Genomic DNA, 26,549 nt, shown 5'->3' with positions numbered 1-26,549 from the left:
TCCGTCCCGGAACACCAAGCCCATTCTGGCTTGAGACGCCCCTGGCGTTCCGATACGGAACGGCCACGAACAGCCAGCCTCTTCCCGTCGCCCACCAGCCGGTGTCATTAGTGATGCGGGAAAGCAGGACGGGGAAGGCGTAAGAGACGACCCCCCAGCCGGTCATCTGCGTCAGGCAGAGCGCGGCCAGCGCGGCGCGGGGCCCCGACCGGTCCCCGTCCATTCCGACGCCCGTGGTCAAAGCGTCGCCTCCGTGTTGCTGAAGACGCTCATCGACTCCACCGAGGCGGCCGGGGTCTGGACCATTCAGTCTGGCATCTTCCCCGAGAGTGCCGCTAGCCTCACCGTCCACGAACGGGCCGGTTCCGGGTGATCGGCACCCGTGGGCGCATCACACAGCATCACGGGGTCTGGCGCGAGGTCGTGCTGGTCGAGCGGTGCAGCACTGCCGTCTCCCGATGCTGGCCGTGCCAAGCGGGTTCGGTGTCGGTGGGTGTGTGGATGATGGCGTGATGACTCTCGACATCCACTGGGCACGCGGCGAGCTCGCCCGTTTCCTGGAACTGACCGAGCTGTACCGGCTGCCAGACCCGCCCGGCGTGATGATCTTCAGCAGCAGCCTCTCCAACAGGGGATCACAGCGAGACATCGTCGCGAGCGCTCACGTCGTGGAGAAGATCCTCGACCGCGTGCTGCCGCACTGGAAGACGGACGTCCCGTCCGACCGAAACGAGGAGATCAACCGCTGGTGCCAGCACCGGGAGGCCGCACAGCGCGCCGACGCGGCACTCCAGCGGGATACAGAAATCAGCGAACGCCTGGGGGACAACGCCCCTCAGCTGAGCGCCGCGACCATGCACCCGTGGGTCTGGCAGGGGGCGGGGGCACTATGGCAAAGCAGTCACTTCCGCGAGGCGGTTACCGCCGCGGCGAGGAAGGTCAACGCCGAGACGCAGAACAAGGTGCAGCGGCGGGACCTCAGCGAGACGAAGCTCTTCCAGAACGCCTTCTCGTTGGCTCCGCCCAAGGAGGGTGAGCACCGCCTTCGCCTGATGGAGGATGACGGCGGAGACACCTTCCGCAGCGTCCATCGCGGAGCCATGGCCTTCGCCGATGGCTGCTACGCGGGCATCCGTAATCCCAACAGCCACGAGGACGGCCTGCCGGAGCTGCCCGAACATGAGGCGCTGGAACAGCTGGCGGCGTTGAGCGTCCTGGCCCGCTGGGTGGACAAGGCCGCAGTTACAGGACCGAGTTGAGAACTAGTTCCGGCCGGTAACGTGATCAGCTTTCCGGCTGGGGGCCGGTGTCGGCGCCGCGTCGTAAACTGCGGAGAAGGCGCGGGGCCGACAAAAGAATGAGATGCCATGCGTCACTACCGTGTCAGCGCTGCGAACTTCATCGCCCGCGTGCTTCCCGATCCGTATGAGGCCCTACTCGGCGGGCCGGATTCGGAAGCAATCCATCACCTGCTGGCCACTGTCCACGCGGACTTCGTCTGCCCGCCGAGTGGCCACTCGATCTCGTGGCAGGACTGCTACGAGGGGGTGATGATCCGCCCCCTGCCGCACAAGGCCGAGTTCCTCCTGGACGAGCGGGGCGATCCGAAGCCCCTCCCCGCCCACGTAACGAACGAAGCCGCTGCCCGAGCACGAGAGGCTCAAGCCATCGCCGTACGCATCCGCCGAGAGTCCCGGCACATGCCTCTCGGCAACCAGGGATGAACCGACCGGCCGCACCCCTTTTCGGGGTGCGGCCGCCCTCAACCGATGCGCGGCGGGACTCGCAGCAGGACTGGTTCGTCCTGTCCCTCCCAGACGACACGAAGGACGGAGGGAATGGGTTCCTGCATGGACCCGGCCATCATGAACGGGTACACGTCCCCCGCCGCGATGGAGAGGCCAGCCGGCCATTCGTTTCGTGCGCCGGGTGCGTCGAGACATCGAACGTTCTCGGCAGAGGCAGTCCCGCAATTGATCAGCTCCCAGACGGCCTTGTTGCGGTGCTCAATGCGGAACTCAGCACGGGGCCGGTTGGCCTCTTGCTCTTGCCTGCGCCGCTCGGCTGCCCCGCGCCGCTGGTCGGCAAGAGCCTCTTCTGCGGCTGTCGCGGAGTGTTCCGCCGCATCGCTTGAGCGACGTGTCTCCACCACCGACTGCTGAGCAGCGGTGGCCGAGCCTTCGGCAGCGTTAGCTGCACGTTTGCCGTGCTTCACCGATCGCAGGCTGACGACGAACGCAGCCAGTCCCAGACCTGCTCCCGCCCACCCCGGGGCATCTCCCATGTTCATGCTGTGAACGTACGCCGCTGGTCTGACACCGATGCCTCTCGCAAGCGCGGGAGTACCGGTCAGTCGCCCACCCGGGCACACGGCATCTTTGCGACGTGGAATGCCTATCTCACCTCACCGCAGCCGCCCCGCGCCTGCATACATGAATCGAGAGAGAAACACCTCCGGCGGCCGAGGCGACCGACTCAAATTAGCCGCCTACTTGATTCACGGTTTGAATTTTTCAGTCCCGACCACAGGAATAATACCTTCGCCATCAAGGGTCTTAAGAGTTCCTAGCAGCTTGGCCTGTGCCCAGCTATTCCAAGATTTTGCGATCAAATTATAGGAGGCTCGACGCCCCCCACTCGTCCCAAGAACTACACGATCCCGGAAAAATCGATTCCTAAGTACGAGGCGAGGGTCTTTTGCATCCATATTGGCACCAGAAATCAGGCCACTAGCCCAATCTTCGATCTTTTCTGCGTGCTCGGTCCGTGCCGCTTGAGCGAGAACCACTAGGTGAGTCGGCTGATTAATCCCGGAGGCTCGATATGACGCTGCAGCAATAGGCGCCATGGTCGTAAGCTCTGGCCATGCTGCAACAGCCCTCAAGATGTCCGAGGTGGGCGCTTTCGTGTCGTAAAAACCGTCGAAAAGAGTTACAGGATCCCACATTTGATACATTTGCCCGATGATTCGCGCTGCCGCAGCAACGATAACTCTGTGGGGGATCTTGAGTAGCTGAGCCGCTTGCCGACGATGCCCCGAGTCAAGCACGTCGAACGTCTCCGCCTCACAGTTGGGAATAACAAGCATCTCAACTGACACGCCTGAGTTCTTGATACCCATCAACCTATGTTGCCCGTCAAGCAGCATTCCATTTTTATCGAAAGCGATACCCTGGTGCGTTGTCCTCCAAGCCCCGTTCGCCATCGCCTTAGCATATCGCTCGTAGACAGTGTCGGAGAGAACTCGATTATGCGCCGGGTTGCAGTGGGTCAACCACAGATCAGCCATATGTGGACTAATCGTCATGTATTTGGGTCCGGTAGGCAGAGCCGGGAGATCAATCATGCTTCGCCTGCACCTCTCGATATAGATATGAGAACAGCATGATCGCAGATCGAAGGCGCCACTTTACACACTTGCACCTAAGTGATGAAGTTAGACCCATATTGCGCTAAACGCTTCGTTGCTGCGCAACTAGCGATGCTTTTCGACTCCGCCATCTTCGTCTCCGACCGGAATCTTCGGCTGTCAGAATCCGCTCCACCCGCCTACGCGGCGGGCACGGTCCAGGTCGACGGCATACGCTCGCAACACCCACCACACCGTCGGCAATCGGGCTCGCAGGTCACACATAACCGGCATACGTTGGACATGCATCGCGGGCCCCTCCCGTCGCCGTGCCTCATCCGTGCCCTTCGGGGCGGACATCAGCGGTCAAGTACGGCGCCCAGAGACCTCGCCGACCTCACCTGGACCGGTCAAACATGCAGGTCAAGGCGACTGCACCGGTCCAAGCACCGCTGATTCCCAAGCTCAGAGCGCGAGTTCGATTCTCGTCACCCGCTCCATGAAAAAGCCCCAGGCCAGCGGCCGGCGGCTTCTTTGTATGCAGCACCTCGTCACCGTCCGGTCGGCCCCCAGCGGCCCCTCCCTGGATAATCGGGGTATGGCATCACAGCCCAGCCTTTCCGATCTCCGTCGTGCCAAGTTTGCCCGGCGCGCACCCGCAGCGCTCTCCGAGCTCGTCGGCCCCGAGCACGGCACAGTGAGCCTGCCACTCCACCTGGCGTGGTCGGGACTGACCACTTTCAACCTCGATCAGCCCCGGTTGCGGATGAGCTACTACCGCATCGTCCTGGCCGAGGGCCAGCATGACGATCTGATCCGGTACCTCAATCATGGCCTTCTCATCAGCCTGTGGCCCACACTGCGCATGCTGATCAGCCGTGATGTCCGTGAAGTCTGGGAACGCTCCTTCGACGAGTTGGCTCACAGGGCCCAGGCCGCGGCGTGAACCTCACCGACCTGCACCGTCGCTTGCTTGCAGACGTGCTTGCCGTAGGCGGTGCATACCCTCTGGCGCTTACCGGTGGCTACGCGGTCCAGGCGCACGGCCTCGTCGACCGGCTCAGCCAGGACCTCGACGTCGCGACCGAGAACCCCGAGCGCATGGAGGACATTGCGACTGCCGTGCGCATCGGCTTGGAGCAGCGCGGGTGGCAGGTCAGCGCTCTGGAAACAGACCCGCTGTCCGCGCGCCTGATCGTCACCGACCCCACCAGCCGTGAAGAGTGCGAAGTCGACATCCTCAAGGAAGCACTCTGGCGACCGCCTGTGCACACCGAGCACGGCTTGGTGCTGTCACTCGAAGATGTCGTTGGAACCAAGGTCCGCGCGCTGTCCGACCGCGGGCTCGCCAGAGACCTGATCGACGTTCAGGCCGCAGCGAACCACTGGAGTCACGTCGAACTCGAAGAGCTCGGACGGCGCCATGCCCGCGACTCCTTCGATCTGAGCGAGCTCCAAGCGCGACTGGGTGGAGCCGACTGGATCGACGACACAGAATTCGCCGCCTACGGACTCGACGAGCAGGCAATCACCGGGCTGCGGCAGTGGGCACAGGCATGGGGCGACGACATCGGCGAACGACTCCAGGAGCAGGAGGCTCCGCACGAAGACTGATGACTGCAAAGAGACCATGCGCTAACAGGATGCACATCAGGCTGCTCAGACCTCAACGACCGTGCCCCATCCGTGCCCTTCGGAGCGGACAACAGCGGTCAAGAGCAGTGCCCAGAGACCGCGCCAACCTCGCCCCACCCAGACGAAAATGCAGGTCAAAGGAACTTTGACTGCCCAAGAGCCGTTGATTCCCAAGCTCAGAGCGCGAGCTCGATGCTCGTCACCCACCCCATGAAAAGGTCACAGCCGACTTGAGTTCCATTGGTTGTCGCAACACCCCGGTTGAAGGGGTGCGATGGGCTTCGACATCCGGGAGGACCGGGGGCTTCTTTGTTGTCTGGATCTCTTTGACGCGTGCCATCCGTGTGTCGTGACTGCCTTGGCCTCGCCTCGACCCCGGACTTTCGTGACGGGCCGGCCGGGTTCTCCGGCGGCCCGTGACATCCCCCAGTCGCCGTACCCGTCCCCCACCGATGAATCCGTAGATCACTTCACATCATTCCGGGAGAATCCATGACCGTGAGCAAGAACATCAACAACCCCGTGGGCATGGGCGGCGGCCAGCGCAAGAGGCTGTCCCGCGCCGAGCGGCAGAACAACGGCCCGCACCGCAACCTCGACCGCAAGAGTGCCGCCGACCAGAAGGCGGAGCTGGTGCGCAAGATGCGCGAGAAGGCAGGTGCGGCCGAGGACGCAGGACAGGCAGGCGACGACACCGCGCAGAGCTGACGCACCGCCGCCGCAGGGCGGCACCGCACGGGGCAGGGCCCGGACCGCGACACACGCGCGACACACGGTCCGGGCCCTGCGGCCGTACCGGGCCCCGCGGCCGGCCGGTCCCGCTCTCGGACGACCATCCGCGTCTCGGCCGGCCATCCGCGTCTCAACCGTCCACCGCGTCTCAGCCGAACCACCCGCCTCAGCCGGCCACCCGGGGAGCGTGCCACCACGTGCCAGTCAAAACGACGAACAGCGGTCAGCAAAGGCCCGAACGAAGCCGCTGCGGCACGACCCCGGGGCGACGCAGCGGCGGGCATGCCTACGCAGCGTCGGGTGGTCCCCACGTCACTCGCCAGGCGGCGATCCTGCGGCGAGATCGGAAGTACCGGGTCACCGAGCCGAGCATGACGTCCACCCCCAGGACTCCACCGCGGGCCGTACCCTCCAGTCGGCTACCGGAGCCTGAACGTGCAGATCGCCTTCGTGTCCTGACAGCCACGATGAACATCGACGCCGCAGCCGGTCGTTCTCCAGGTCAGCGTCTCCCGAAGAGACTCAGGACTCCCTCAGCGCCATGGCCGGCTCCCTCAGTGCGTGAAAGGCGGCCGGCCGCCCGGCCGTCGGCCAACGGTGAGTGCGTATCGGATCGTCGGCTCATGCGAAGGCCGCGGCATTCTCCGAGGCCCATTGATGAAACGTCCTCGCCGGGGAACCGGTGATCCGGGAAACCGTGTCACGCACTGTGAGCAGCTCCTCGTTGACATCGCCGCCGGTCACGTCGAGCACCGCGTCAGCGGCTTCGTCGCCGAGGAAGGTGGCCATCTGGCGATGAGCCTCCTGCCGGCCGATCTCGGCGAAGGGCACCTCCCGTCCCAGTACTGCCGCGATGGCCCCGACCTGCTGACGGGCGGTGATCCTCTCCGGACCGGTCAGCGCATATGTCCGCTCGCGGTGGCCGGGCTCGGTCAGCGCCGCACGGGCCACCGACGCTATGTCCGCGGGGTGGATCGTGGGGAGGCCGACCTCCGCATAGGGCACGCGGACCGTCCCGTGTTCGCGGATCACCTCCGCCCACCACATCGCGTTCGAGGCGAACTGCGTCGGCCGCAGGATCGTCCACGCCATCCCGCTGTCCTTGAGCAGGCGTTCGACAGCCGAGTTCTCGCCGGCGGGACCGAGGTGCGGATGAGTCTCGACGGTGATGGACGACACCAACACCACGTGTTCCACCCCCGCCCGGCCGGCAGCGTGGAGGATGTCGGCGTCCGAGCCCACGCGTGAGACGAGGAACAGCGAACGCACGCCCTCCAGCGCCGGCTTCAACGAGGCCGTCCGGGTCAAGTCCCCCTCGACGGCTTCGACCCCATCCGGAAGCGCGGCCCGCACGGTGTCGCGAGTGAGCCCCCTCAGCGGCCCGGCGCCGAACGCCTGGAGCTCCTTCACGAGGGCTCGTCCAATATTTCCGGTGGCCCCGGTCACGAGGATCATGGGGTCTTCTCCCGTCGTCAGGCGTTGGTCACTGGAGGCTTGACGCTAAAGCCTCAACCGCACTTGAACTCAAGGCGACTCGACAAGTTCCGTGACCCGGGTCCGTCCCTGTGCGCGTACGTCTCCAGCCAGGGACCTGCGCCACATGCTCCGGGTTCGGCACCCCTGAGAGGGGTTCGTCTGCCGACGGCGATTCGTCCTGCACGAGCCGGTGCTAGGCGGGTGCGCCAGCCGTGCCCTTCGGAGCGGTGGACAGCGGTCACCAGGTCGGACCCGGCGTGGCACTGAGACGTACGGGTCGCGCCGGGTCCGACGTGGCACTGAGACGTACGGGTCGCGCCGGTACCTCGTTCACGTTGAAACGCCGATGTCCGGAAGGCCGAGCGGCCGCGCCGGGAACAACCGGTCCGGCCGGCACGGTTGCAACCGAGGGACCGGTGCCGTACCGGCGGGGAACACGGAGACGACAAGGTCGTCCGCCCCGCCAGAACCCGGGCCCAGGATCGCGGTACGCCGCCGCGCACTCGGAGCGAGACGTAGTTCTGCAGGAGGACTGTTTTTCATGACTGGCCGGCCCTTGACGCTCATGGCAGTACACGCCCACCCCGACGACGAGGCCACCGGAACCGGAGGGGTCCTCGCGCGGTACGCGGCGGAGGGCATCCGCACGGTTCTCGTGACATGCACCGACGGCGGTTGCGGTGACGGACCGGGGGGTGTCAAGCCGGGCGATCCCGGGCACGATCCGGCGGCCGTCGCCTCGATGCGCCGTCAAGAACTCGGGGCGAGCTGTGAAGCCCTGAAGATCAGCGATCTGGAGACGCTGGACTACGCCGACTCCGGGATGGCGGGCTGGCCGAGCAACGACGCCCCCGGTTCCTTCTGGCGGACCCCCGTGGAGGAAGGCGCCGCCCGCCTTGCGGAACTCATGCGGCACTACCGACCCGATGTGGTCGTCACCTACGACGAGAACGGCTTCTACGGCCACCCCGACCACATCCAGGCCCACCGCATCACGATGGCGGCGCTGGAGATGACCGCGCTGACACCGAAGGTGTACTGGACGACGATGCCCCGCTCGATGATGCAGCGGTTCGGGGAGACCATGCGCGAGTTCCAGGAGGACATGCCGGAGCCGGATCCCGCCGAGGTCGCCGCGCTGGCCGAGATCGGCCTCCCCGACGATGAGATCACCACGTGGGTGGACACCACGGCGTTCAGCGGTCAGAAGTTCGATGCGCTGGCAGCGCACGCCAGTCAGGGCGAGAACATCTTCTTCCTCAAGATGGGCAAGGAGAGGTTCGGCGAGTTGATGGGCACGGAGACCTTCGTACGCGTAAAGGACGCCACCGGGGCTGCCGTACCCGAGAACGATCTCTTCGCCGGACTGCGCTGATCCGCCCGCCCGCCCGCCCGCTCGATCCGGGCGCGGGACGGCTCATCCGCCTCGACGGGCCTTCCCTCCCCCGTCTCACTCCGAGGAGCCGCACCGGCCCCCTACCGGCATCGTCACGAATGACCTGGAAGGATACGGGGAGGGCCGGTGTTCGGGGGAACAGCGGTCCAGGGCAGGGCAGTTGTGCAACTTGCTGGGCGCAGGCCAGGGGCGTTCGACCGGTCCGTGGACGACATGTTCGGACTTTCGCCCGAGGAGCCGGCCCGAGGAAGGGGCCCGGCAACGACAGCAGTAGGGCAACGGGGGGATGGGAGTACATGGGCTTCGGGGATTTCGTCCGGGACATCACTCCCGACGTCGTCGAGAACGCGGTCGAGGACGGTGTCGAATGGGCCGGTGACCGGGTCGAGGACGCCGGGAACTGGACCGGTGGCCGACTGGAGGACGTCGGTTGGGAGTCCGGGGCGGACTGGGTCCGCGAGAAGTCCCGCTCGGTGGCGAACCGGATGGGCGCCGAGGTCGACGAGATGGACCTCGGGCAGACCGAGGACAAGACGAAGCTGATCTACGGCAGCCCTTCCAAGATCCGTTCCACCGCCACCCACCTGCGCAGACTGCAAGGCGCGTTGGACAAGGTCGGCAGTGGGCTGAAGGGGCTGAATTCCTCCGCGATCAAGGGGCAGGCCGCGGACGCGTTCCGGGAGTCGGTGGCCATCGAGCCGCCGAAGTGGTTCAAGGCCGCCGACGCGTTCGAGAAGGCGGCGGGCGCGCTGGACGCGTTCGCCGGGACCGTGGAGTGGGCGCAGGGCCAGGCGCAGACCGCGATCGACAAGTGGAAGGCCGGGACGAAGGCGTCGGAGGAGGCCAGGGACGCGTACGACGAGAAGACGTCCACGTACAACAAGGCCGTCGATGCCTACAACGCCAAGCCCGCCGACGAGCGTGACCCTGCCGCGCTGCCGCCGAGGCCGGGCGCGTTCAGCGATCCGGGCAAGGCGGGGACGGACGAGGCGCAGGAGTTGCTCGCGGAGGCGCGTAAGCAGCGCAACACGGCGGCGGAGACGGCCCGCCGTGCGGTGACCGCGGCGCGGGACGCGGCGCCGGAGAAGCCGCGGTACGCCGAACAGGCCATGGACGGGCTCGCCGAGTACCAGGTGATGCGGACCCACATCGCGGGCGGAGCCGTCAAGGGCACGGCGGGAATCCTGGCCTTCGCGCGCAGCGTCAATCCCCTGGACGCGTACAACATCACGCACCCGGCGGAGTACGCGCTGTCGCTCAACAACACCGTCGCCGGACTCGTCCAGGTTGCCAACGACCCGTGGGGCACCGGCAGGCAGATGGTCACCGACTTCATGAAGGACCCGGCCGAAGGGTTCGGCCGGGTCCTGCCCGACGTGGCCCTCACCGTGGCGACCGGCGGCGCGGGGGCGGGCGTCAAGGGGGCCCGGGTGGTGAAGGACGCCGTCGACCTGGCCTCCGACGCCAACCGGGCCCGCCGACTCGTGGACGACGCACCGGAAGGCACCCACAACCGCCCGGACGGCGAGCGCACCACCGAGGGCACGGACCCGGTCGACCTCGCCTCCGGCCGCATGTTCCTGCCCCAGACCGACGTGGTGCTCCCCGGGGTGCTGCCCCTGGCCTTCACCCGCCGGGTGGAGTCGGGCTACACCGCCGGCCGGTTCTTCGGCCCCTCGTGGTCCTCCACCGTCGACGAACGCCTGGAGATCGACGCCACCGGCGTCATTCACGTCACCGACGACGGACTGCTGATCACCTATCCGCACCCCGCGCCCGGACTCCCGACCCGCCCGGAATCCGGCACATCACGCAGCACTCTCAGCCGCGACGAGGCGGGCGACTACACGGTCACCGACCGCGACAGCGGTCTCGTACGCCATTTCGGCGCACCGTCCGGAGCTGAGCCAGGAGGCGACGGTGATGCCTGGCTCGGGCAGATCGGTGACCGCAACGGCAACACCATCACCTTCGACCGCGCTGACGACGGCGCGCCCACGGCCCTGGTGCACTCGGCTGGCTACCACCTGGGACTGGCGCTGACGGACGGGCTCGTGACGGGTCTGGCGCTGCTCACCCCCACGACCCGCGGGGAAGCGCTCACGGCCGTCGGTGCAGAGGCGCCCCATCCTCTGCGCACCTACGGCTACACGCACGGCAACCTCACCACCGTCGTCAAACCGTCGGGCGCCGCCCTCACCTTCGTCTACGACGATCGCCGCAGGGTGACGACCTGGATGGATTCCAACAACAGCCGCTACAGCTACGTCTACGACGACCTGGACCGGGTCGCCGCGGAGGGCGGTGAGGCGGGTCACTTCCATCTCACCCTGGCATACGACGAACCCGATCCGTCCACGGGCAACCGAACCACTACCCTCACCACCGCCGATGGTCGCTCCACACGGCATCTCGTCGACGGCGGGTGCCGGGTCCTGGCCACCACGGACCCGTTGGGCAACACCACCCGCCACGCCTTCGACGCCGACGGGAACCAGCTGAGGCACACTGACGCGCTGGGGCACACCACCACGTTCTCGTACGACGAAAAGGGCAGAGTTTCCGGGATCACCCAGGCGGACGGCACCCGACTGGATGTCGTCCGGAACCGGTTGGGGCTCGTGACCGCGCTCATGAAGCCGGACGGCTCCCGACGCCTCCAGGAGTTCGACGACCGCGGCAACCGCACCGCGGTCACCGAGCCGGGCGGCAGCACCACCCGCTACACCTATGACGCGGCGGGCCGGGTCGCCTCGGTCACCGACGCACTGGGGAACGTGACCGGTGTCCGTTGCGACCCTGCCGGATTGCCCCTGGAGATCACCGACCCGCTCGGGGGCACCACCCGCTACGACCGGGACCCGCTGGGCCGTCCCGTACGCGCCACCGACCCTCTGGGACGCGTGACCCTGCTGCGATGGACCGTGGACGGTGAACTCTCCGAGCGCACGGGCCCCGACGGGGCCGTGGAGTCATGGACCTACGACGGTGAGGGCAACCCACTCAGCCATACCGATCCCGTCGGCGGAACCAGCCGTTTCGAGTACACCCACTTCGACCTGCTGTCGGCCCGGACCGATCCCGACGGGTCCCGGTACGAGTTCACGCACGACGCGGAGCTGCGCCTCACTCAGGTCACCAACCCGCAGGGACTCACCTGGTCGTACGCTTACGACCGGGCCGGCCGGTTGGTCTCGGAGAACGACTTCGACGGGCGCACCGTGGGCTACACCGTCGACGCGGCCGGGAGGATGACCGCCTCCGTCACCCCGCTCGGGGAGACCATCTCCTATGCTCACGACGCACTCGGCCGTGTGATCCACAAGGATGTCGTCGGCCGGGTGACCACGTACGCGTACGACGCCGCGGGACGGATGGTGCAGGCGACCGGCCCCGACACCGAGTTGATCCGCCAGTACGACCGCGCCGGGCGCGTGAAGACGGAGCTTGTGGACGGCCACGCCACCACGTATACGTACGACGCTCTGGGTCGGCGCACCCGCCGGGTCACTCCCACCGGCCAGCGCACCACCTATGGGTACGACGCAGCGGGCCGTCCCACCGAAATGACCGCCGGTGAAAGGCGCATCACCTTCGCCCACGACGCCGTCGGCCGTGAACTGGAGCGCGCTGTCGGTGACGCCTTCACCCTCACCTCCACCTGGGACGAGGCGGGCCGGCTCAGCACCCAGCATCTTGTCGGCCGCGACCGCGCCACCCTGAACTCACGCTCCTACACCTACCGTGCCGACGGATATCTCACCGGCCTGGACGACTCCCTGAACGGGGCCCACCGCTTCGACCTGGACGACGCCGGCCGCGTCACCCGGGTCACGGCCGCCAACTGGAACGAGTCGTACGCCTACGACGCCGCCGGCAATCAGACCGCCGCCTCCTGGCCCTCGTCCCACCCGGGTCACGAAGCCACCGGCACCCGTTCGCACACCGGCACAACCATCACCCGTGCTGGGAGGACGAGGTACGAGCACGACGCCGCCGGCCGCATCATCCTGCGCCAAAGGACCAGGCTCTCCCGCAAGCCGGACACCTGGCGGTACGAGTGGGACACGGAAGACCGCCTGGCCGCGGTCACCACCCCGGACGGCACCTGTTGGCGGTACCGCTACGACCCGGTGGGCCGCCGAGTCACCAAGGAGCGCCTCGGCGGCGACCGCCGGACCGTGGTCGAGAGGACCCGTTTCACCTGGGACGGCACCACCCTCTGCGAACAGACGACCACCGCGACCGGACTGCCCCGACCCGTCGTTCTCACCTGGGACTACCAGGGGCTCCGGCCGTTGGCCCAGACCGAACGAATCCTTTCCGCCGATGGCTCCCAGCGCACGGTGGACGAACGCTTCTTCGCCATCGTGACCAATCTGGTCGGCGCACCCACGGAGCTCGTCGACGAATCGGGCTCCTTGGCCTGGCACACCCGCACCACCCTCTGGGGCACCACCACCTGGGCCAGACGCAGCACGGCGTACACACCCCTCCGCTTCCCCGGCCAGTACTACGACCCCGAGACCGGTCTGCACCACAGCCACCACCGTTACTACGACCCCGAGACCGCCCGCTTCCTGACACCGGACCCGCTGGGTCTGTCTCCGGCGCCCAACCCATCGACGTACGTGCACAATCCGCATACCTGGTCCGACCCCCTGGGCTTGGCTCCTCGCTGTCTGAACGACACGGGCCGGGAGGGCAAGGACGTCAACGAGAACTTCGTGCCGGGCTCGTCCGAGGGGCAGCGGCTCGCCGAACAGCTGCGCAGGGAGTCGGCGGGCTCGATCTTCAACGAGAACGGCCGGCTCACGCCCGAGGCCATCACCGACTCGCGGCGGGTGATCGATGGGGAAAAGATCGGCAACCCCGCGGTGCGTGAGGCCATGACGTCGGACGGAAGCAATCTCAGCGACTGGGGAAAATACACGACCAGGACGCATCAGTCACCTTACGGGGACTTCCAGGTGCACTATTATTACAATCCCGAGACGGGGCGAGTTCTGAACTACGATTACAAGGTAATCATGAACAGGAGATGATTCAGCATGCGCGTCCGCGTGAACACCGGCAGGGTCTCGGACCCCAAGGCTCTACAGGGAATCACCGCACTCACCGATGGACATGAATACGTGGTGCTCGAAATTTCCGCACGTTTCAAAGTGGCCACCTCTTTCCGTGTCGAATTTACTGAGGGTGGGCTGAGGCAGTCCGCCCTCTTCGACACCCGGGCCTTCACCGTCGTCTCCCACTCCCTGCCGCCGACCTGGAAATATTTTCAGCTCGAATCAGGCTCCTTCTCCTTGTGTCCGGAATCATGGAACACGCCCGGTTTCTGGGATGCCTTTTACGACGGCGACCCGCAAGCGATCGCGGTGTACGAAGACGAGCGGACGGCGATCCTGTCCCATTACCAGAAGTAGGGTTGTCGGGCTCCATGATGAAGACCTTGGCCGTGGGCCCGGGCCTTGCCCATGGTCCGGACCACATATGCGGCGCCTGCCGTGGGCACCTCCAGCCCCCATCGATGGTGTGCGATGCCCCGGGTGAAGGTCTCACTCCGTCGTCCCGCCTCGCGAGATCGAACGAATGTGGCCCGCATCCCGCACGCGGCCAGTTCGGCTCTCTTCGGATCTTGCCGGGTCCGTCGGCCCGGGAGCGGCTTCTTCCGGTCGCCTCCGCCGCCGGCCGGGGCGATTCCCGTCCGGCCCGGGGCGGCGGCCGGGCAGAGTACTCCGTATGACGACACCCGCAGAGCTGCTCCGCTCCTTCGCCCGAACCCGCGCCTCGCTGGACGGCGAGGAGGTCACGTACTGGTGGTCCGGAGACGTGTACTCCTGGGGCCCGGACGAGCCCTACCAGCGCGTCTTCGGCTTCGAAGGGCTCAACGTCTCCCGCCTGGTCCAGGACGCCGAAGCCGGTCCGGACGCCTACCAACTGCTCACCCGTGAGGCCGCGTTCTACCTGGACCCCGCCACCCGCGAGATCCTGGAGTCCTGGCAGGACCTGCCGGTGGTGCACGTCTGGAACGACCCGGCGAACCAGAAGTGGCGTCCCTTCCCGATCCCGACGACCGAGCTCGGCGGACAGGTCTGCTTCAGCCTGGAGATCCCGCTCGCCTATCCCTCGCCGCTGCCGGTCGCCCAGTACCCCGTCCACTCGGCCGGTGACACGTACAAGGCCCTGGAGCTGTTCCAGTTCTTCGCCGATCGCGCCGACCTGGCCGGACCGGCTCCCAGCGTCCCGGCCACCATGTCGTGGTCCCGGATGTCCCCCTGGCTCCCGTGGATGGCACGCGGCCTGCGGCCCGGCGGGCTCACCTTCCACTGCCGGGGCCGCAAGCTCGGCTCGTACGCCGAGGTCCCCGAGCGCACCCGTGCCTACATCGCCGGCCGGCACCCGGAGTTCGCCCAGGCCCCGGAGACGTGGAGCGAGCCGAACGAGACCAGCTGGACGTACTTCCGCAAGCTCAACCCGCCGCAGTAGACGCCCGGCCACCACGCCGCCCGGCCGGCCCGGCCGCCCAGGGTCCGGATCGGCGCTCCTCAGGTGCTGGCACGGCCGGCCTCGCGCGACCGGTCAGCAGTTGGGGCGCGCGGGCGTGGCGAGACGCGACGCCTAGCGCACCGGGAAGCCGAAGGTGTAGCCCTGCTCCTTGAGCCGGGGAAGGACGCGGCGCAGGGCCTCGACGGTCTGGGTACGGTCGCCGCCCGCGTCGTGGAAGAGGAGTGTCGGTCCGTTGGGCAGCTCCCGCTCGACGGTGGCCACGATGGTGTCCGTACCCGGGCGCTCGAAGTCCTTGGTGTCCACGTTCCAGCCCAGCGGGCGCATGCCCCGGGAAGCGGCGAGCTTGCGGCTGTACGGGGTGAAGGCTCCGCCCGGCGCCCGGTAGTACATCGGCCGTACGCCCCCGGACGCCTCGGTGATCATGCGTTCGGCGTCGAGTATCTGCTGCGACTGGTAGGTCTGGGAATCCTTGTCCATGGCGGTGTTGTGCGACACCGAGTGGTCGCACAGCCGGTGCCCGGCCGCGACCACCTTCTTCACGAGGTCCGGGTGGGCCTGGGCCTGCGTCCCCACCATGCAGAACGTGGCCTTCACCCCGTATTCGCGCAGCAGGTCGAGTACTTGAGGGGTCCACACGGGGTCGGGGCCGTCGTCGATGGTGAGGTTGACGCCGCGCGGCCCCTCTTCCGAGGCGTGCGCGATGGTCTCCGCGACCTGCTTGATGTCACTGACCGGCGCGGTCGCCCTCGGTGCCGAGTCGCCCGCGGAACCAGCCTGCGCGGACCACACCGAGGCACCGGTGGCGAGCATCGTCACCCCGAGCGCCGCCCCGACCACTTTGCCGTACCAGCCCCGTCCGCCGCCGTGCCGTGCCATGTCCGCCCCTTGTCTCGCAGTCCCTCGCCGGTCCCGGTCACCTTGCGACCATCTGACAGGACGAGGCACACGGGCCAAGGGGTGCGTCCGTTACCGATCAGGGACACTTCCAGAAGAGATCGCGGACAATGCTCCGCGAACGGCGCCCGGGGCCGCACCGGTTCGCCCGGCCCCGCCCGCACGGGCGTCGGCGCGTGTCCCGTGACCTCGTGACCATGTCACCGGCCCGCGACAGCGGTGTCGTGGAACGACGACGCCGGTAACCCTTCGGTTCCCCGCCCCTTCATAGTGATCAGGCACATACCGGAAAGCCGGAGCCGCTTCGGCTTCAACCACTGGTCACCAAGGGGTGTTTCATGTACGGCAACCGTCGCAAGGCCCTTCTCGTCTCCGCGGTCCTCGTCGGCGGCACCATGCTGGTGACAGCGTGTCAGGACACGGACTCCGGCGCCGCGCGGAAGTCCTCGTCCGCCGCTCCGACCGGCCAGGCAGTCGCCCCCTCCGACTCCGACTCGTCGACCACGGGCGGCGATCAGGGCGGTGGGAAGGGCTCCACCGGGAACAACAGCTCCGGCGGGCAGGGCGCGGCCTCCGGGTCCGGGTCCGGGCCCGGCGAGAAGGGCAAGGCGGGCAAGGCGGGCACGTGCCGCACCGACGAGCTGAAGATCACGGCGACGGACAACACCATCGCCGGCGACCCCGACGGCACCGTCACGGTGCAGCTGAAGAACGGCGGCGGCCGGGACTGCGCGATGTCCGGGTACGCGGGCGTCGACCTGAGGACCAGCGCGGGGACACTGTCCGCGAAGCGCACCGGCGAGCGGGCCAACCCGGTCATGCTCAAGAGCGGGCAGTCGGTGGCCTTCGGCATCAACTACCCGATCAACGACTCCGGCGGCTCCGGCGTCCGTGTCACAGCGCTGCTGGTGACCCCGCCGAACGAGACGAAGACGGTCACCCTCCCATGGCCGGGCGCCGGCACGCTGCCCGTCACCGAGGGCGGCGGCTCCCCGGTGAGGGTCGGCCCGGTCGGAAACGCCGGTCAGGGCGGCTGACCCGCAGACGCGTTCGACACCACGAATCCTTCATCGCATTCGTCTCGCGTTTGACTCGCGTTTGACTCGCATTCGTCTCGCATTCGTCAGGATCGGTGGGGACTGGACTCAGGCAGCGGAGTCCCGTCACGGGCTCCGGTCGAGCCCGTCCGTTCCGGCGATACGGCACTGCGATCACTTCTCGGGATCAGGGGTCGGAAGCACTGCGCCGAGGGGCCTCTCGGTCGGCGACGACGTGAAGTCACGTGATTGATGAGTCGCACGTCTGAAACTCGTACGCCTCCTGATTCGACACGACTCAGACCAGTTCTGGTTGCGGTTCCGGTTGCCGTATCGGCACGGCCTTCGGTTCCCACAGTCCGGTGGTCCGTACATAGCCGTGGATCACCGAGGCCATCGCCAGAACGAGAAGCGGTCCGAACACCCACGGATGTTCGGCCATCTCCGTCGACAGATAGCGATAGGACACCAGGAGTGCGGTGAAAATCGTCGCACCGTGGACGACCAGCAGGATTCCCGACCGGTCCCAGCCACGTTCGAGTGAGCGCAGAGCTGCCTCGATCGTGACCGTGAAGACCACCCCGGCGACGATGTCCGCGCCGTAGTGGTAGCCGAATCCCAGCGTGGCGGCGAGCGTGGCAACCAGCCAGAACGCGCCTGCGAATCGCAGAATGCGCGGGCCCTTGCGGGAATGAATGAAGATCGCGGTGGCCCACGCCGTGTGCAGGCTGGGCATGCAGTTGCGTGGGGTGATCTCGTCGAACGTCATGTGGTGCGGGGCACTGACCGGGGGCGGCGTGTTCGGCCACAGGTTGGCCACCGCCCAGTGTCCGCCTTCGGCGCCGTAGGCGAAGATCGGCCCGACCACCGGGAAGATCATGTAGATGGCGGGCCCGAGGAGGCCGATCACCAGGAAGGTGCGCACCAGGTGGTGGCCCGGGAAGCGGCGCTCGACCACCACGTGACGCAGCTGGTACAGCGCGACGGCGACCGCGGCCACCGGAAGCTGGGTGTAGACGGAGTCGAGGAAGTGGGCGCCGACCGGGCCGGTGGCCGTGACGATCCGGCCCACCAGCCACGACGGGTCGCCCAGGGCGTGGTCGGCCGTCGCCACGTACTGGTCGAGCACCGCCGGGCGCGTCTTCGATGTGATCAGCAGCCAGGTGTCGCCGGTCTTACGGCCTGCCACCAGCAGCAGGCCCAGTCCGACGCCCTTCAGCAACAGGACCCGTTCCCGGCCCGTGCGGCGCGTGACGGCGATGACCGCGTAGCCGAGAATCACCCACAACGCGCCGTTGCCGAAGGGGTGGCCTTCGGTCACTGGGGCATCGGCCACCCATCGCACCAGCAGGAACACGACGTCGATGCCGATCGCCACGGCAGCCGCGACGAGCCGTTGCCGCCAGGTGAGTACCACCGTCATCAGCGCCATGCTGGCGTACAGCAGGAAGCCGGATTGGGGCGCGAATATCACTTCCTGCGCCTGGGCGACGATCGGCCCGGGTATGCCGTAGTGACGCGCGGCGATCTCCAGCATGATGAGGAATCCGAGGGTCACCACACCCGCCGCGGCCCACAGCATCGTTCGTGGTTGACGCCATGCGGTGAACGTATCTCTTCGGTTTATTCGCGAAAACACCCGCGATACTGTAGGTATCAATTGTTTGGCCGATTTGTTAGATGTCAGTTGAATAGCTCACCCTTCATGCCGGACGACATGATCTCCCCGTCAGGAGCGTGGTCTTCCGGTGAAGGGCGGGCGATAGGGGCGCTCGCCGTAAGTCCGGTCATGTTATCGGAGCGGTGCGGTGGGTTCGCTGGTCACGGGTGGTACGAAGGTCAGCCGATCCTGGCTCGACGGTCCGGCACCCCGCCCGTGGCCGTCCGGCCTCGGATCACGGGCTGCTCCGCCATGGGACGAGGTGCCCGCGTCCGGCCTCCGGCCGTCCGGACGGTATCGGCGAACACCCCCTGGCCTCTTCGGTGTTAGCGTCGCGCCCATGTCCAAGACCGAGATCGACACAGTGACCGCCGAGTTCTTCGGCGCCTTTGACAACCGGGGCGGCAAGGCTGCCGACGTGGACCGGATCAGGCTGCTGGTTCTTCCCCGCGGCGTGATCGTCAAGACGGCCCCGGAGTTCACGGTCTACACCGTGGACGAGTTCATCGAGCCCCGTCGGCGGCTGCTGTCCGACGGCCGACTGGTCGAGTTCTCCGAGTGGGAGACCTCCGAGCGGACCGAGATGGCGGGCGACATCGCGTCGCGGTTCAGCGAATACAGCAAGTCCGGGGTCCTGGACGGTGAGCCGTTCGAGGGGGCGGGGACCAAGACCATCCAGTTCGTCCGTACCGAGGACGGCTGGCGGATCACGGCCTTCGCCTGGTTCGACCGGCCCTGAGTCCCGCGCGGTGGCGCTCGGTGCGTGGTTGTCGGCATGGCGGAGCGGGGGCCGGCAGTGCGGGGGCCGGGCGGGGCGAGGGCATATGGAACCTCCGCGACCGTTTACCGTCGCCATCCGATCAGCGGCCACGCCGAAAGAGCTCAACGCGCAAGAACGAGCCATCGGCTCACTCAAGCCATCATGGCTCACTGATGACTCTTGCGGAAATACGATCATCGCTTTCACGGCGCTGGGCGCGATAGCGGAATCCGAGTGCGACAGCCGGTCCCGGCAGCAATTTCCGAGTCGTTGTCGAGTCGAGTCGCATTCGCAGACAATCGCAGCGCCTGCGGCTACACTTCGTCGTGCGGAAGTCCCTGGCCACGATTGATCGCGATTTTCCACGATCACACATAGCAGCGGAAAGATCGCCTCCGTGCGGGTCAGGATCATTTTCGCAGTGTTGGTGCCGGCCGCCCGACACCGACGCGAAGATCGGTTCGGACCATATCAGCCATGAATTCCCAGACAGGGGAGTCATCATGTCTCATTTACGACGGGTCGCCTTCACGGCGCCTGCGCTCATTGCCGTAGTGGCGCTTTCGGCCACCGCGTCGGCGGAGTCCCGGAGCACCCCGAAGGAAAGCCCACCGAGCGTCACTTCGGCCATCACCGGTACGTGGTACAACCAGCTGGGCTCCACGATGGTCGTCAAGGCCACGCCGAGCGGATACCTGACCGGAACGTACAACTCGGCCGTCGGCAACGCCGAGAACACCTATGTGCTGACCGGCCGCTACGACACCGCTCCCGCCACCGACGGCAGCGGTACGACGCTCGGCTGGACGGTCTCCTGGCGTAACAGCTACCGCAACGCCCACTCGAACACCACGTGGAGCGGTCAGTTCTTCGGGGGCACCGGCGCCCACATCAACACCCAGTGGCTGCTGACCCGTGCCACCGTCAGCTCCAACGAGTGGGAGTCGACGTACGTCGGCCACGACGAGTTCACGAAGACCCCGCCGACAGCCGCCGAGATCGCCAAGGCCAAGAAGCTGGGCGTCAACTCGGCCAATCCGCTGGACCACGTGGCGAAGTAGCCCGCCGGGCACGACGCCGCCCACCGGAGCGAATGCCCAGGTCGGACACCTGGGCATTCGTCGCCGTCGGGTTTCCGTCGCCGTCGGGCATTCGTCGTTGTCGGGCATTCGACGGGGCGTCGGCCATGTGGGGCACCCGAAGACCGGCTGCCTTCAGGAGGACGCCGCCCGGCGGAAACCGGCCGCCTTCAGGAGGACGCCGGACGGGAGGCGTCCTTCACCATGGGACTCTTCTGGATCGCCGTGATCTTCCACTGGCCGTCCCGCTTGGCAAGGCTGACCGTGCGGTGCTGGGTGTACGGCGTGTTCAGCGCGAAGCCCCCCTTCTTCAGGTAGCCGGGCGCGGCGGCGGTGAACTCGATGACCGTGTCCATGTCGGCCTTGGCCGTCGCCCGGTCCTTGTAGATCGTGGAGCGGTACCAGGCGGTCTTCACCTGCCGCGTGGTGAGTTGGTTGCCGCGGAAGAGGGTGGCGAGTTGTGCGCCGTAACCCTGTCCCTTGAGTACCTGTACGAACTCGGGAGCGTAGAAGGTGAACTCGTTCTCGGTGCTGTCGGCGATGGACCGGTGGTCGCGGTTGTCGGTGGTTACGGAATGCAGGGCGACGGTCTTGCGCACGGCGACGACGTCCGCATCGTCGTCGGGCAGCGTCGCGATGGTCGCGCCCTTGTCGTCGATGAGCGTCCACAGGGATCGGCCCGCCGGTCCGGTGGGCGGGCCGCCTTGCGGGGACGGGTCGGCAGGGGACGGGTCGGCCGGGGCCGGTGTGGTGCGGGCCGGGGCGTTCGGGTCCGACGTGGCCGGTGCCGGGGCGGTCGGGTTGGCGGTGGTGTCGACCGGTGCGGAATCGCAGCCGCTCAGCACAAGGACCAGGGCAGTGGTGAGGGTGACGGCGAAGGCGGCTGTCGGCTGGCGCATCGGGGTTCGCTCCTGGGGGAGGGAAGAGCGGGCGCGCCCCTCGGCGGGGGCGCGCCCGGAGGTTCAGCAGGCGGTCAGGGGCGGTGTCTCAACCAGCGCCCGGATGGACGAGGCTCCGCGGACGGTCAGGGAACCGGTCCTCAGCGGGCCGCCCGGGGGCGGGAGTTCGGCCCGCGATCCGGGGCCGGATGGTCGGCCGCCGGTCAGAGGACGGGTTCGCGAGTCCACTGGCTGGTCCAGTACGTCGCCGGCACGGAGCCGTACTGGACGTATCCGGTGGCGCCCTCCGTGTGCATGTACTGGCCGGTCTGGCGGTTCTTGAACCGGATGCGGCCGTCCACGCTCTCCTCGGTCCACTGGCCGCTCCACCAGGTGGCGGGGAACGTCCCGTACTGCACGGTGCCGGTCCCGCCCTCCGTGTGCAGGTACTCCCCGGTCGCCCGGTTCTTGTAGCGGTAGCGGCCGTCGGTGGTCTCCCGGGCCCACTGGGAGGTCAGATCGGTGACGGGCACATTGCCGGACCGCAGTTGACCGGTGTTGCCCTGGATGTTCATGTACTGGCCGGTCTGGCGGTTCTTGTACCGGTCGTACGTCTGCGGGTAGCCGCCGTTCTTCTTCCAGACCCGCAGGTAGTCGACGTTCCACGACTTGGGCCAGACGTCGTTGTGCTGGCCGGAGCCGGCGTCGGTGTACAGGCCGAGGATCATGCCCATGGGCATGTTGGGCGCGTCGTTGATGGTCTTGAAGAGCTGGTTGTCGTAGTAGAACTTCAGCTCCGTCGGAGTCCACTCCATGCCGTAGACGTGGTACTCCTCCGTCGGCTTTCCGCTGGGCACCGCGTTCTCGGAGCCGTCCCAGGAGCCGAGGAAGTTGGGGTCGCCCCACCCGTAGGCGGCGATGCGCCAGGTGTCGGGCTTGCTGAAGAACGTCTCGATGAAGTCGATCTCGGAGTTGGCCGAGGCGCTGGAGGTGTCCTCGGTCCCGACCAGCCAGAGTGCCTGGTGGCCTCCGCCGCCGACGTTCGAGAACTTCGCCCGTGTCTCGAAGTAGCCGTACTGGGTGGAGTATCCGTCGAAACGCGGCTCGTGATGGTCGTTCGGCATGGAGTAGTTGAAGCGGTGCCACCAGTCCTGGTTGAAGGTCTGGATGCTGGAGATCTTCACGGTGCCGTCGTACTGGGGGTTCCAGGCCGGGGTGTCCGGGTCAAGGCGCTCGGTGAGCACACCGTTCGCGACGGTGTAGCGCGCCTTGGCGTTCTCCCGCTGCGGGGTCCAGTGGGGCAGGTAGTACGGCAGCCACTTGTCCGTGTCGAGCGAAGAGCCGTTGAACTCCTCCTGGAAATCGAGGGTGTAGCCCGTCTTGTTGACCGGACTTGGCGGGAAGTCGGCCGCGTGCGCGCTCTGGCCGCCGATGGCGGTGCCCATGAGGCAGAGAGCGGAAGCCAGCGCACCGGTGAGCAGGGTCCGCAGGGACCGCGGAGAACGGCGTCTCACAGGAGCTCCTTAGGGGATCTTCCGTAGGTAACTTTCCTTCGAAAGTGTGCCCGCAATGTGCCGGTGTCCCCCGGGCGCTGTCAATGCCCGCGTCAGGAATTCAGGAACTCAGTACCTGATCGACCGTCACCCGCATGCCGGCGCGGACCAGATCGCGCGCGGCCTCCACCCCGCCGACGCTCACCACGTCGCCCACCAGTGCCGCCAGGGCGAGCGGCGGAGCCTCGTAACAGATCTCCGCCAGGCGGCGCCGGATCGGGTCGAGCACCACGGCGCCCGATCTCGCCAGGCTGCCGCCCAGGACGATCAGCCGGGGATCGACGGCCAGCACCATCGCGCCTATGCCGTCGGCGAGGGTGCGGGCGTAGGCGTCGACCGCGGCCCGCGCCTCCGGATCGCCGTGCGCGGCGCGGGCGAAGGCCAGCGCCCCCGCCTCCTCCTCGCTGTCGCGCGCCGACCCGGACGCCGCGAAGAGCTTCGCCGGAGCGTCCTGCCAGCCCAGCTCGGGATGACGCCCGATCTCGCCGGCCGCCCCGGTACGCCCCGTGAACGGAAGCCCGTCGACCAGCACGCCCACGCCGAGCCGGCCGCCCATCTGCACGTAGAGGATGTCGGGGGTGCCCTGCGCCGCACCGATCCGGTGCTCGGCGAGCGCGGCCAGATTGGTGTCCTTGGCCGTCACCGCCGGGCAGCCCAGCCGCTCGCCGAGCTCGCGGGTCAGCTCCGTACCCGTCCATCCGGGGATGGCGACGCTCAGCCGCACGGTGCCGGCGCTGTCGACGATTCCGGGAGTGCCCGCGCCCACGGCCCACAGCGGGGTCTCCGGCGAGGGGAGGTGCCGCCGGACGAGGGCCGCGGCCGCGTCGACGCGCTGTCCGGGGGTGGTCTCGGCGGGCAGTACGACATGAGCCGTCACGACCGACTCCCCGGCGAGGTCCGTCACCCGGGCCCACACGCCGTCCGTGTCGAAGCGGAGCCCCGCGAGGCGGCCCGCGCTCCGGTCGAAGGCGTAGCGCTGGGCGGGACGGCCTCCCGTGCGGACCGCGTCCTGGCCGTCCGGCTTGAGCAGCCCGGCTTCGAGGAGGGTCGTCACGATTCCCCGCACGGTCGGCCGCGAGAGGCCGGTGACGCGCGAGAGCGCGTTGATGGTCAACGGGACGCCGTCGTACAGGAGATGCAGCACCCGGCTGGTGTTCAGATGCCTGAGAGAGCTCTGGTCCCCGCCCGGCGGAACCTCCGCGTCGCTCATCGGCCCCCCTTGACAGGCGTTATATGACATGAGTCACTTCGATAGAAAACTTTCTTACGAAACCTCGGGGACACGGCTAGTCTCCCGACTCGTCATCCTGCCACATGGCGCCTGCGCCTTTCCCGAAAGCGATCAACCCGATGAAGCTCAGAACAATGCTGGCCGGGACCGTGTTCGTGGTGCTCGCCGCGACTTCCTGCTCGCCGGGCGCCGGCAGCGAGGCACCGGCCGACTCGTCCGGCCCCGTCAAGACCGGAGTGCCCGAGGGCGAGGCCACCCTGTCGCTGGTCTCCACGCCCGAATCGGGTGCCGCCGTCAAGGCCATCATCAAGGCGTTCGAGGCGAAGCACCCCAACGTGACCATCAACTACCAGGACACCAACTACGACGACTACAACAAGAGCCTGAACCTCTCCCTCGCCTCCGCCCAGGCACCGGACATCGCCCTGCTGAACTCCGTGGGCACCACCGTCAAGGACAACCTCGTCCGTGACCTCTCCCCCTACGCGAAGGCGTACGGCTGGGACAAGACGTACGCGAGCACCCAGCTCGACCAGTGGCGGGTCGGCGCGGACGGCTCCACGCTCGGCGAGGGCAAGCTCTACGCGGCACCCGCCGGGTTCTCCCTCGTCGGCGTCTACTACAACAAGGCGAAGGCCGCGCAGCTCGGCATCACCGCGCCTCCGGCCACCCTCACGGAGTTCGACGCCGCGCTCGCCAAGGCCAAGAAGGCCGGCGAGACACCGCTCCAGATGGGCAACGCCCAGGGCCACGCCTCCTTCCCGATCCAGCTCGCCGGCCAGTCCCTGGACGGGGCCGGGGCCGCCGCCAAGTGGACCTTCGGACAGAAGGGCGCCACGTTCGACACCGCGGGCAACCGGGCCGCCGTCACCAAGGTCGCGGAGTGGGCCAAGAAGGGCTACCTCCCCGCGAGTGCCAACGGCACCGACCTCCAGGCCGCGACCGACAAGTTCGCCAAGGGCGAGGGCCTGTTCTTCGTCGACGGGAACTGGGACGCCGCGAAGATCGGCGAGAAGCTCGGCAAGGACGCGGGGTTCTTCGCCTTCCCCGGCCCGAAGGCCACCGCCATCGGCACGTCCGTCGCCTACGCCGTCTCCACCCGTACCAAGCACCCCGACGCGGCCGCCGCCTTCCTGGACTTCCTGCACTCGCCCGAGGCGTCCGCCGAGCAGTTCAAGGCCGGCTTCATGCCCGCGGACATCACCGCGGCCAAGCCCGCGGAAGGCACGGTGATGTCCGACATCGTCGCCGCCTGGACCAAGGTCAACGCCGACAACGGCCTCGTCGGCTTCAACAACAACGCCACCGCCACCATGAACGACAAGCTCACCGCCACCACTCAGGAACTCCTCGCGGGCAGGACCGACACCTCCGGGTTCGTCAAGGCCATCCAGGACGAATGGGCCGGCACCCATGGCTGACGTGCTCGTCGGCGCCGGGCGGGCGGGCCAGGACGCCGCCCGCCCGGTGCCCGCACCGAAGCCGTCGGCACCCCGACCGGGGCGGCACCGCCTCGTTCCCCTCCTCTACGTCCTGCCGGCCTTCGTCTTCTACGCCGCCTTCGTCATCGGACCCTGGCTGCACAGCGTGTGGATCTCGTTCTGGAACTGGAACGGCATCGGCGTCGCCACCTGGGCCGGACTCGACAACTACGCCGCGGTGTTCAGCGAACCCGCCCTGCGCAGCGCCCTGCTCCACGCCTTCGTCTTCATCCTCTTCTACACCGTCATCCCGGTGGGCCTGGGACTCGTCCTGGCGGCGCTGGTGGCCTCCGTGCCCTGGCGCGCGATGCCGGTGATCCGCACCGTCATCTTCCTCCCCCAGGTCCTCCCCCTCGTCGCCGTCGGCGTCGTCTGGAAGTGGATCTACAGCGAGGACGGCCCCCTCAACCAGCTGATGCGCGCCGTCGGCCTCGGCGACTTCACACGCGCCTGGCTCGGTGACTTCACCTGGGCCCTGCCGACCGTGGGCCTCATCGGCACCTGGGTCTCCACCGGCCTGTGCTTCCTCCTGCTGCTCTCCGGCATCGGCAAGATCGACCCGTCGCTCTACGAGGCCGCGGGCCTCGACGGAGCGGGCCGGCTACGGCAGTTCTGGCACATCACGGTGCCCGGTCTGCGCAAGGAGATCGGCGTCGCCTGCACCGTCACCGTCATCGCCGCCCTCGCGGGATTCGACGTCGTGTACGTCATGACAGGCGGCGGTCCCGGCTACTCGACCATGGTCCCCGGTGTCCAGGTCTACCAACTCGTCTTCACGGCCGGTCGCGTCGGCACCGCCTGCGCCCTCGCCACCGTACTGTCCGTGCTCACCTGCGCGGTCATGTACATCCTGAACAGGCTCACCCGGGAGCGATGAA

Annotated in this window: 22 protein-coding genes and 2 pseudogenes; 15 read left to right on the top strand and 9 right to left on the bottom strand. The window is 67.6% G+C overall.

Annotated elements, in window-relative coordinates:
• Positions 1 to 88: 88 nt before the first annotated feature.
• A pseudogene (locus PZB75_RS16430) lies at positions 89 to 223 on the bottom strand (MFS transporter); the annotation flags it as partial.
• Here PZB75_RS16430 and PZB75_RS16425 point away from each other — a divergent pair.
• The 3 genes and pseudogenes from PZB75_RS16425 to PZB75_RS16415 all read left to right on the top strand — a co-directional run.
• Positions 212 to 513 (top strand): annotated as a pseudogene (locus tag PZB75_RS16425) (hypothetical protein); the annotation flags it as partial. The pseudogenes PZB75_RS16430 and PZB75_RS16425 sit on opposite strands and share 12 nt — an antisense overlap.
• On the top strand, positions 513 to 1,259 hold the full coding sequence (locus PZB75_RS16420) for a TIGR02391 family protein (RefSeq protein WP_275536051.1): 747 nt from the start codon (positions 513 to 515) through the stop codon (positions 1,257 to 1,259). The pseudogene PZB75_RS16425 and the gene PZB75_RS16420, both read left to right, overlap by 1 nt.
• Before the next feature lie 108 nt (positions 1,260 to 1,367).
• A complete protein-coding gene (locus PZB75_RS16415) occupies positions 1,368 to 1,724 on the top strand; it encodes a hypothetical protein (RefSeq protein ID WP_275536050.1) in 357 nt (118 codons plus the stop codon).
• A 38-nt stretch (positions 1,725 to 1,762) separates the two neighbouring features.
• Here the strand turns inward: PZB75_RS16415 and PZB75_RS16410 are convergent, their stop codons facing one another.
• Complete coding sequence (locus tag PZB75_RS16410; RefSeq protein WP_275536049.1) at positions 1,763 to 2,290, bottom strand: hypothetical protein; 528 nt, start codon at positions 2,288 to 2,290, stop codon at positions 1,763 to 1,765.
• A 207-nt stretch (positions 2,291 to 2,497) separates the two neighbouring features.
• Positions 2,498 to 3,346 carry a hypothetical protein gene (locus tag PZB75_RS16405; protein WP_275536048.1) on the bottom strand — a complete coding sequence of 283 codons (849 nt, stop codon included), beginning with the start codon at positions 3,344 to 3,346 and terminating at the stop codon, positions 2,498 to 2,500.
• A 601-nt stretch (positions 3,347 to 3,947) separates the two neighbouring features.
• Here PZB75_RS16405 and PZB75_RS16400 point away from each other — a divergent pair.
• The 3 genes from PZB75_RS16400 to PZB75_RS16390 all read left to right on the top strand — a co-directional run bounded on the left by PZB75_RS16400 (position 3,948) and on the right by PZB75_RS16390 (position 5,692).
• Positions 3,948 to 4,295, top strand: a complete 348-nt coding sequence (locus PZB75_RS16400) for a transcriptional regulator (RefSeq protein ID WP_275536047.1) — start codon at positions 3,948 to 3,950, stop codon at positions 4,293 to 4,295.
• Complete coding sequence (locus PZB75_RS16395; protein ID WP_275536046.1) at positions 4,292 to 4,963, top strand: nucleotidyl transferase AbiEii/AbiGii toxin family protein; 672 nt, start codon at positions 4,292 to 4,294, stop codon at positions 4,961 to 4,963. Before PZB75_RS16400 ends, PZB75_RS16395 begins: the two co-directional genes overlap by 4 nt.
• A gap of 513 nt (positions 4,964 to 5,476) precedes the next feature.
• Entirely contained in the window at positions 5,477 to 5,692 is a 216-nt protein-coding gene (locus tag PZB75_RS16390; protein WP_275536045.1) for a DUF6243 family protein, read from the top strand.
• 645 nt (positions 5,693 to 6,337) lie between these two features.
• Here the strand turns inward: PZB75_RS16390 and PZB75_RS16385 are convergent.
• Positions 6,338 to 7,171 carry an NAD(P)H-binding protein gene (locus PZB75_RS16385; RefSeq protein WP_275536044.1) on the bottom strand — a complete coding sequence of 278 codons (834 nt, stop codon included), beginning with the start codon at positions 7,169 to 7,171 and terminating at the stop codon, positions 6,338 to 6,340.
• A gap of 562 nt (positions 7,172 to 7,733) precedes the next feature.
• Here PZB75_RS16385 and PZB75_RS16380 point away from each other — a divergent pair.
• The 4 genes from PZB75_RS16380 to PZB75_RS16365 all read left to right on the top strand — a co-directional run bounded on the left by PZB75_RS16380 (position 7,734) and on the right by PZB75_RS16365 (position 15,077).
• Positions 7,734 to 8,567, top strand: a complete 834-nt coding sequence (locus tag PZB75_RS16380) for a PIG-L family deacetylase (protein ID WP_275536043.1) — start codon at positions 7,734 to 7,736, stop codon at positions 8,565 to 8,567.
• A 317-nt stretch (positions 8,568 to 8,884) separates the two neighbouring features.
• Positions 8,885 to 13,633, top strand: a complete 4,749-nt coding sequence (locus PZB75_RS16375) for a putative T7SS-secreted protein (protein ID WP_275536042.1) — start codon at positions 8,885 to 8,887, stop codon at positions 13,631 to 13,633.
• Between the two features lie 6 nt (positions 13,634 to 13,639).
• Positions 13,640 to 14,014 carry a hypothetical protein gene (locus tag PZB75_RS16370; protein WP_275536041.1) on the top strand — a complete coding sequence of 125 codons (375 nt, stop codon included), beginning with the start codon at positions 13,640 to 13,642 and terminating at the stop codon, positions 14,012 to 14,014.
• Positions 14,015 to 14,330: 316 nt separating this feature from the next.
• Positions 14,331 to 15,077: a DUF1838 family protein gene (locus PZB75_RS16365; protein ID WP_275536040.1), complete on the top strand. Its 747-nt coding sequence runs from the start codon at positions 14,331 to 14,333 to the stop codon at positions 15,075 to 15,077.
• A 132-nt stretch (positions 15,078 to 15,209) separates the two neighbouring features.
• Here the strand turns inward: PZB75_RS16365 and PZB75_RS16360 are convergent, their stop codons facing one another.
• Positions 15,210 to 15,974: a polysaccharide deacetylase family protein gene (locus PZB75_RS16360; protein ID WP_275536039.1), complete on the bottom strand. Its 765-nt coding sequence runs from the start codon at positions 15,972 to 15,974 to the stop codon at positions 15,210 to 15,212.
• 356 nt (positions 15,975 to 16,330) lie between these two features.
• Here PZB75_RS16360 and PZB75_RS16355 point away from each other — a divergent pair, with 356 nt between their 5' ends.
• Positions 16,331 to 17,029: a DUF4232 domain-containing protein gene (locus tag PZB75_RS16355; protein ID WP_275536038.1), complete on the top strand. Its 699-nt coding sequence runs from the start codon at positions 16,331 to 16,333 to the stop codon at positions 17,027 to 17,029.
• Positions 17,030 to 17,327: 298 nt separating this feature from the next.
• Here the strand turns inward: PZB75_RS16355 and PZB75_RS16350 are convergent, their stop codons facing one another.
• A complete protein-coding gene (locus PZB75_RS16350; protein ID WP_275536037.1) occupies positions 17,328 to 18,611 on the bottom strand; it encodes a phosphatase PAP2 family protein in 1,284 nt (427 codons plus the stop codon).
• 418 nt (positions 18,612 to 19,029) lie between these two features.
• On the opposite strand from PZB75_RS16350, the gene PZB75_RS16345 reads away from it, so the two are divergent.
• Both PZB75_RS16345 and PZB75_RS16340 read left to right on the top strand, forming a co-directional pair.
• Positions 19,030 to 19,428, top strand: coding sequence for a nuclear transport factor 2 family protein (locus PZB75_RS16345; protein ID WP_275536036.1), 399 nt, complete (start codon positions 19,030 to 19,032; stop codon positions 19,426 to 19,428).
• Positions 19,429 to 19,952: 524 nt separating this feature from the next.
• Positions 19,953 to 20,510: an avidin/streptavidin family protein gene (locus PZB75_RS16340; RefSeq protein ID WP_275536035.1), complete on the top strand. Its 558-nt coding sequence runs from the start codon at positions 19,953 to 19,955 to the stop codon at positions 20,508 to 20,510.
• Between the two features lie 188 nt (positions 20,511 to 20,698).
• Here the strand turns inward: PZB75_RS16340 and PZB75_RS16335 are convergent, their stop codons facing one another.
• The 3 genes from PZB75_RS16335 to PZB75_RS16325 form a co-directional block, all read right to left on the bottom strand.
• On the bottom strand, positions 20,699 to 21,427 hold the full coding sequence (locus PZB75_RS16335; protein ID WP_275536034.1) for a hypothetical protein: 729 nt from the start codon (positions 21,425 to 21,427) through the stop codon (positions 20,699 to 20,701).
• A gap of 203 nt (positions 21,428 to 21,630) precedes the next feature.
• Positions 21,631 to 22,920 carry a family 16 glycosylhydrolase gene (locus tag PZB75_RS16330; RefSeq protein WP_275536033.1) on the bottom strand — a complete coding sequence of 430 codons (1,290 nt, stop codon included), beginning with the start codon at positions 22,918 to 22,920 and terminating at the stop codon, positions 21,631 to 21,633.
• A 100-nt stretch (positions 22,921 to 23,020) separates the two neighbouring features.
• Positions 23,021 to 24,169, bottom strand: a complete 1,149-nt coding sequence (locus PZB75_RS16325; RefSeq protein ID WP_275536032.1) for an ROK family transcriptional regulator — start codon at positions 24,167 to 24,169, stop codon at positions 23,021 to 23,023.
• A 140-nt stretch (positions 24,170 to 24,309) separates the two neighbouring features.
• Here PZB75_RS16325 and PZB75_RS16320 point away from each other — a divergent pair, with 140 nt between their 5' ends.
• Together PZB75_RS16320 and PZB75_RS16315 are read left to right on the top strand one after the other, a co-directional pair.
• Complete coding sequence (locus PZB75_RS16320) at positions 24,310 to 25,611, top strand: extracellular solute-binding protein (protein ID WP_275536031.1); 1,302 nt, start codon at positions 24,310 to 24,312, stop codon at positions 25,609 to 25,611.
• Positions 25,604 to 26,548 (top strand): sugar ABC transporter permease, encoded by a 945-nt coding sequence (locus PZB75_RS16315; protein WP_275536030.1) that lies wholly within the window; start codon positions 25,604 to 25,606, stop codon positions 26,546 to 26,548. The genes PZB75_RS16320 and PZB75_RS16315 overlap by 8 nt, the downstream gene beginning before the upstream one ends.
• Position 26,549 lies beyond the last annotated feature (1 nt).

The sequence above is a fragment of the Streptomyces sp. AM 4-1-1 genome, assembly GCF_029167625.1.
Lineage (GTDB): Bacteria > Actinomycetota > Actinomycetes > Streptomycetales > Streptomycetaceae > Streptomyces.
Note: the sequence above shows the minus strand (reverse complement) of the source record. Positions and strands in the feature narration are given on the sequence as shown.

Excerpts from the sequence above, each read along its gene's own strand:
- PZB75_RS16420 (WP_275536051.1), top strand. The coding sequence starts at position 513 with ATGACTCTCGACATCCACTGGGCACGCGGCGAGCTCGCCCGTTTCCTG.
- PZB75_RS16415 (WP_275536050.1), top strand. The coding sequence starts at position 1,368 with ATGCGTCACTACCGTGTCAGCGCTGCGAACTTCATCGCCCGCGTGCTT.
- PZB75_RS16410 (WP_275536049.1), bottom strand. The coding sequence starts at position 2,290 with ATGAACATGGGAGATGCCCCGGGGTGGGCGGGAGCAGGTCTGGGACTG.
- PZB75_RS16405 (WP_275536048.1), bottom strand. The coding sequence starts at position 3,346 with ATGATTGATCTCCCGGCTCTGCCTACCGGACCCAAATACATGACGATT.
- PZB75_RS16400 (WP_275536047.1), top strand. The coding sequence starts at position 3,948 with ATGGCATCACAGCCCAGCCTTTCCGATCTCCGTCGTGCCAAGTTTGCC.
- PZB75_RS16390 (WP_275536045.1), top strand. The coding sequence starts at position 5,477 with ATGACCGTGAGCAAGAACATCAACAACCCCGTGGGCATGGGCGGCGGC.
- PZB75_RS16385 (WP_275536044.1), bottom strand. The coding sequence starts at position 7,171 with ATGATCCTCGTGACCGGGGCCACCGGAAATATTGGACGAGCCCTCGTG.
- PZB75_RS16380 (WP_275536043.1), top strand. The coding sequence starts at position 7,734 with ATGACTGGCCGGCCCTTGACGCTCATGGCAGTACACGCCCACCCCGAC.
- PZB75_RS16375 (WP_275536042.1), top strand. The coding sequence starts at position 8,885 with ATGGGCTTCGGGGATTTCGTCCGGGACATCACTCCCGACGTCGTCGAG.
- PZB75_RS16370 (WP_275536041.1), top strand. The coding sequence starts at position 13,640 with ATGCGCGTCCGCGTGAACACCGGCAGGGTCTCGGACCCCAAGGCTCTA.
- PZB75_RS16365 (WP_275536040.1), top strand. The coding sequence starts at position 14,331 with ATGACGACACCCGCAGAGCTGCTCCGCTCCTTCGCCCGAACCCGCGCC.
- PZB75_RS16360 (WP_275536039.1), bottom strand. The coding sequence starts at position 15,974 with ATGGCACGGCACGGCGGCGGACGGGGCTGGTACGGCAAAGTGGTCGGG.
- PZB75_RS16355 (WP_275536038.1), top strand. The coding sequence starts at position 16,331 with ATGTACGGCAACCGTCGCAAGGCCCTTCTCGTCTCCGCGGTCCTCGTC.
- PZB75_RS16350 (WP_275536037.1), bottom strand. The coding sequence starts at position 18,611 with ATGCTGTGGGCCGCGGCGGGTGTGGTGACCCTCGGATTCCTCATCATG.
- PZB75_RS16345 (WP_275536036.1), top strand. The coding sequence starts at position 19,030 with ATGTCCAAGACCGAGATCGACACAGTGACCGCCGAGTTCTTCGGCGCC.
- PZB75_RS16340 (WP_275536035.1), top strand. The coding sequence starts at position 19,953 with ATGTCTCATTTACGACGGGTCGCCTTCACGGCGCCTGCGCTCATTGCC.
- PZB75_RS16335 (WP_275536034.1), bottom strand. The coding sequence starts at position 21,427 with ATGCGCCAGCCGACAGCCGCCTTCGCCGTCACCCTCACCACTGCCCTG.
- PZB75_RS16325 (WP_275536032.1), bottom strand. The coding sequence starts at position 24,169 with ATGAGCGACGCGGAGGTTCCGCCGGGCGGGGACCAGAGCTCTCTCAGG.
- PZB75_RS16320 (WP_275536031.1), top strand. The coding sequence starts at position 24,310 with ATGAAGCTCAGAACAATGCTGGCCGGGACCGTGTTCGTGGTGCTCGCC.
- PZB75_RS16315 (WP_275536030.1), top strand. The coding sequence starts at position 25,604 with ATGGCTGACGTGCTCGTCGGCGCCGGGCGGGCGGGCCAGGACGCCGCC.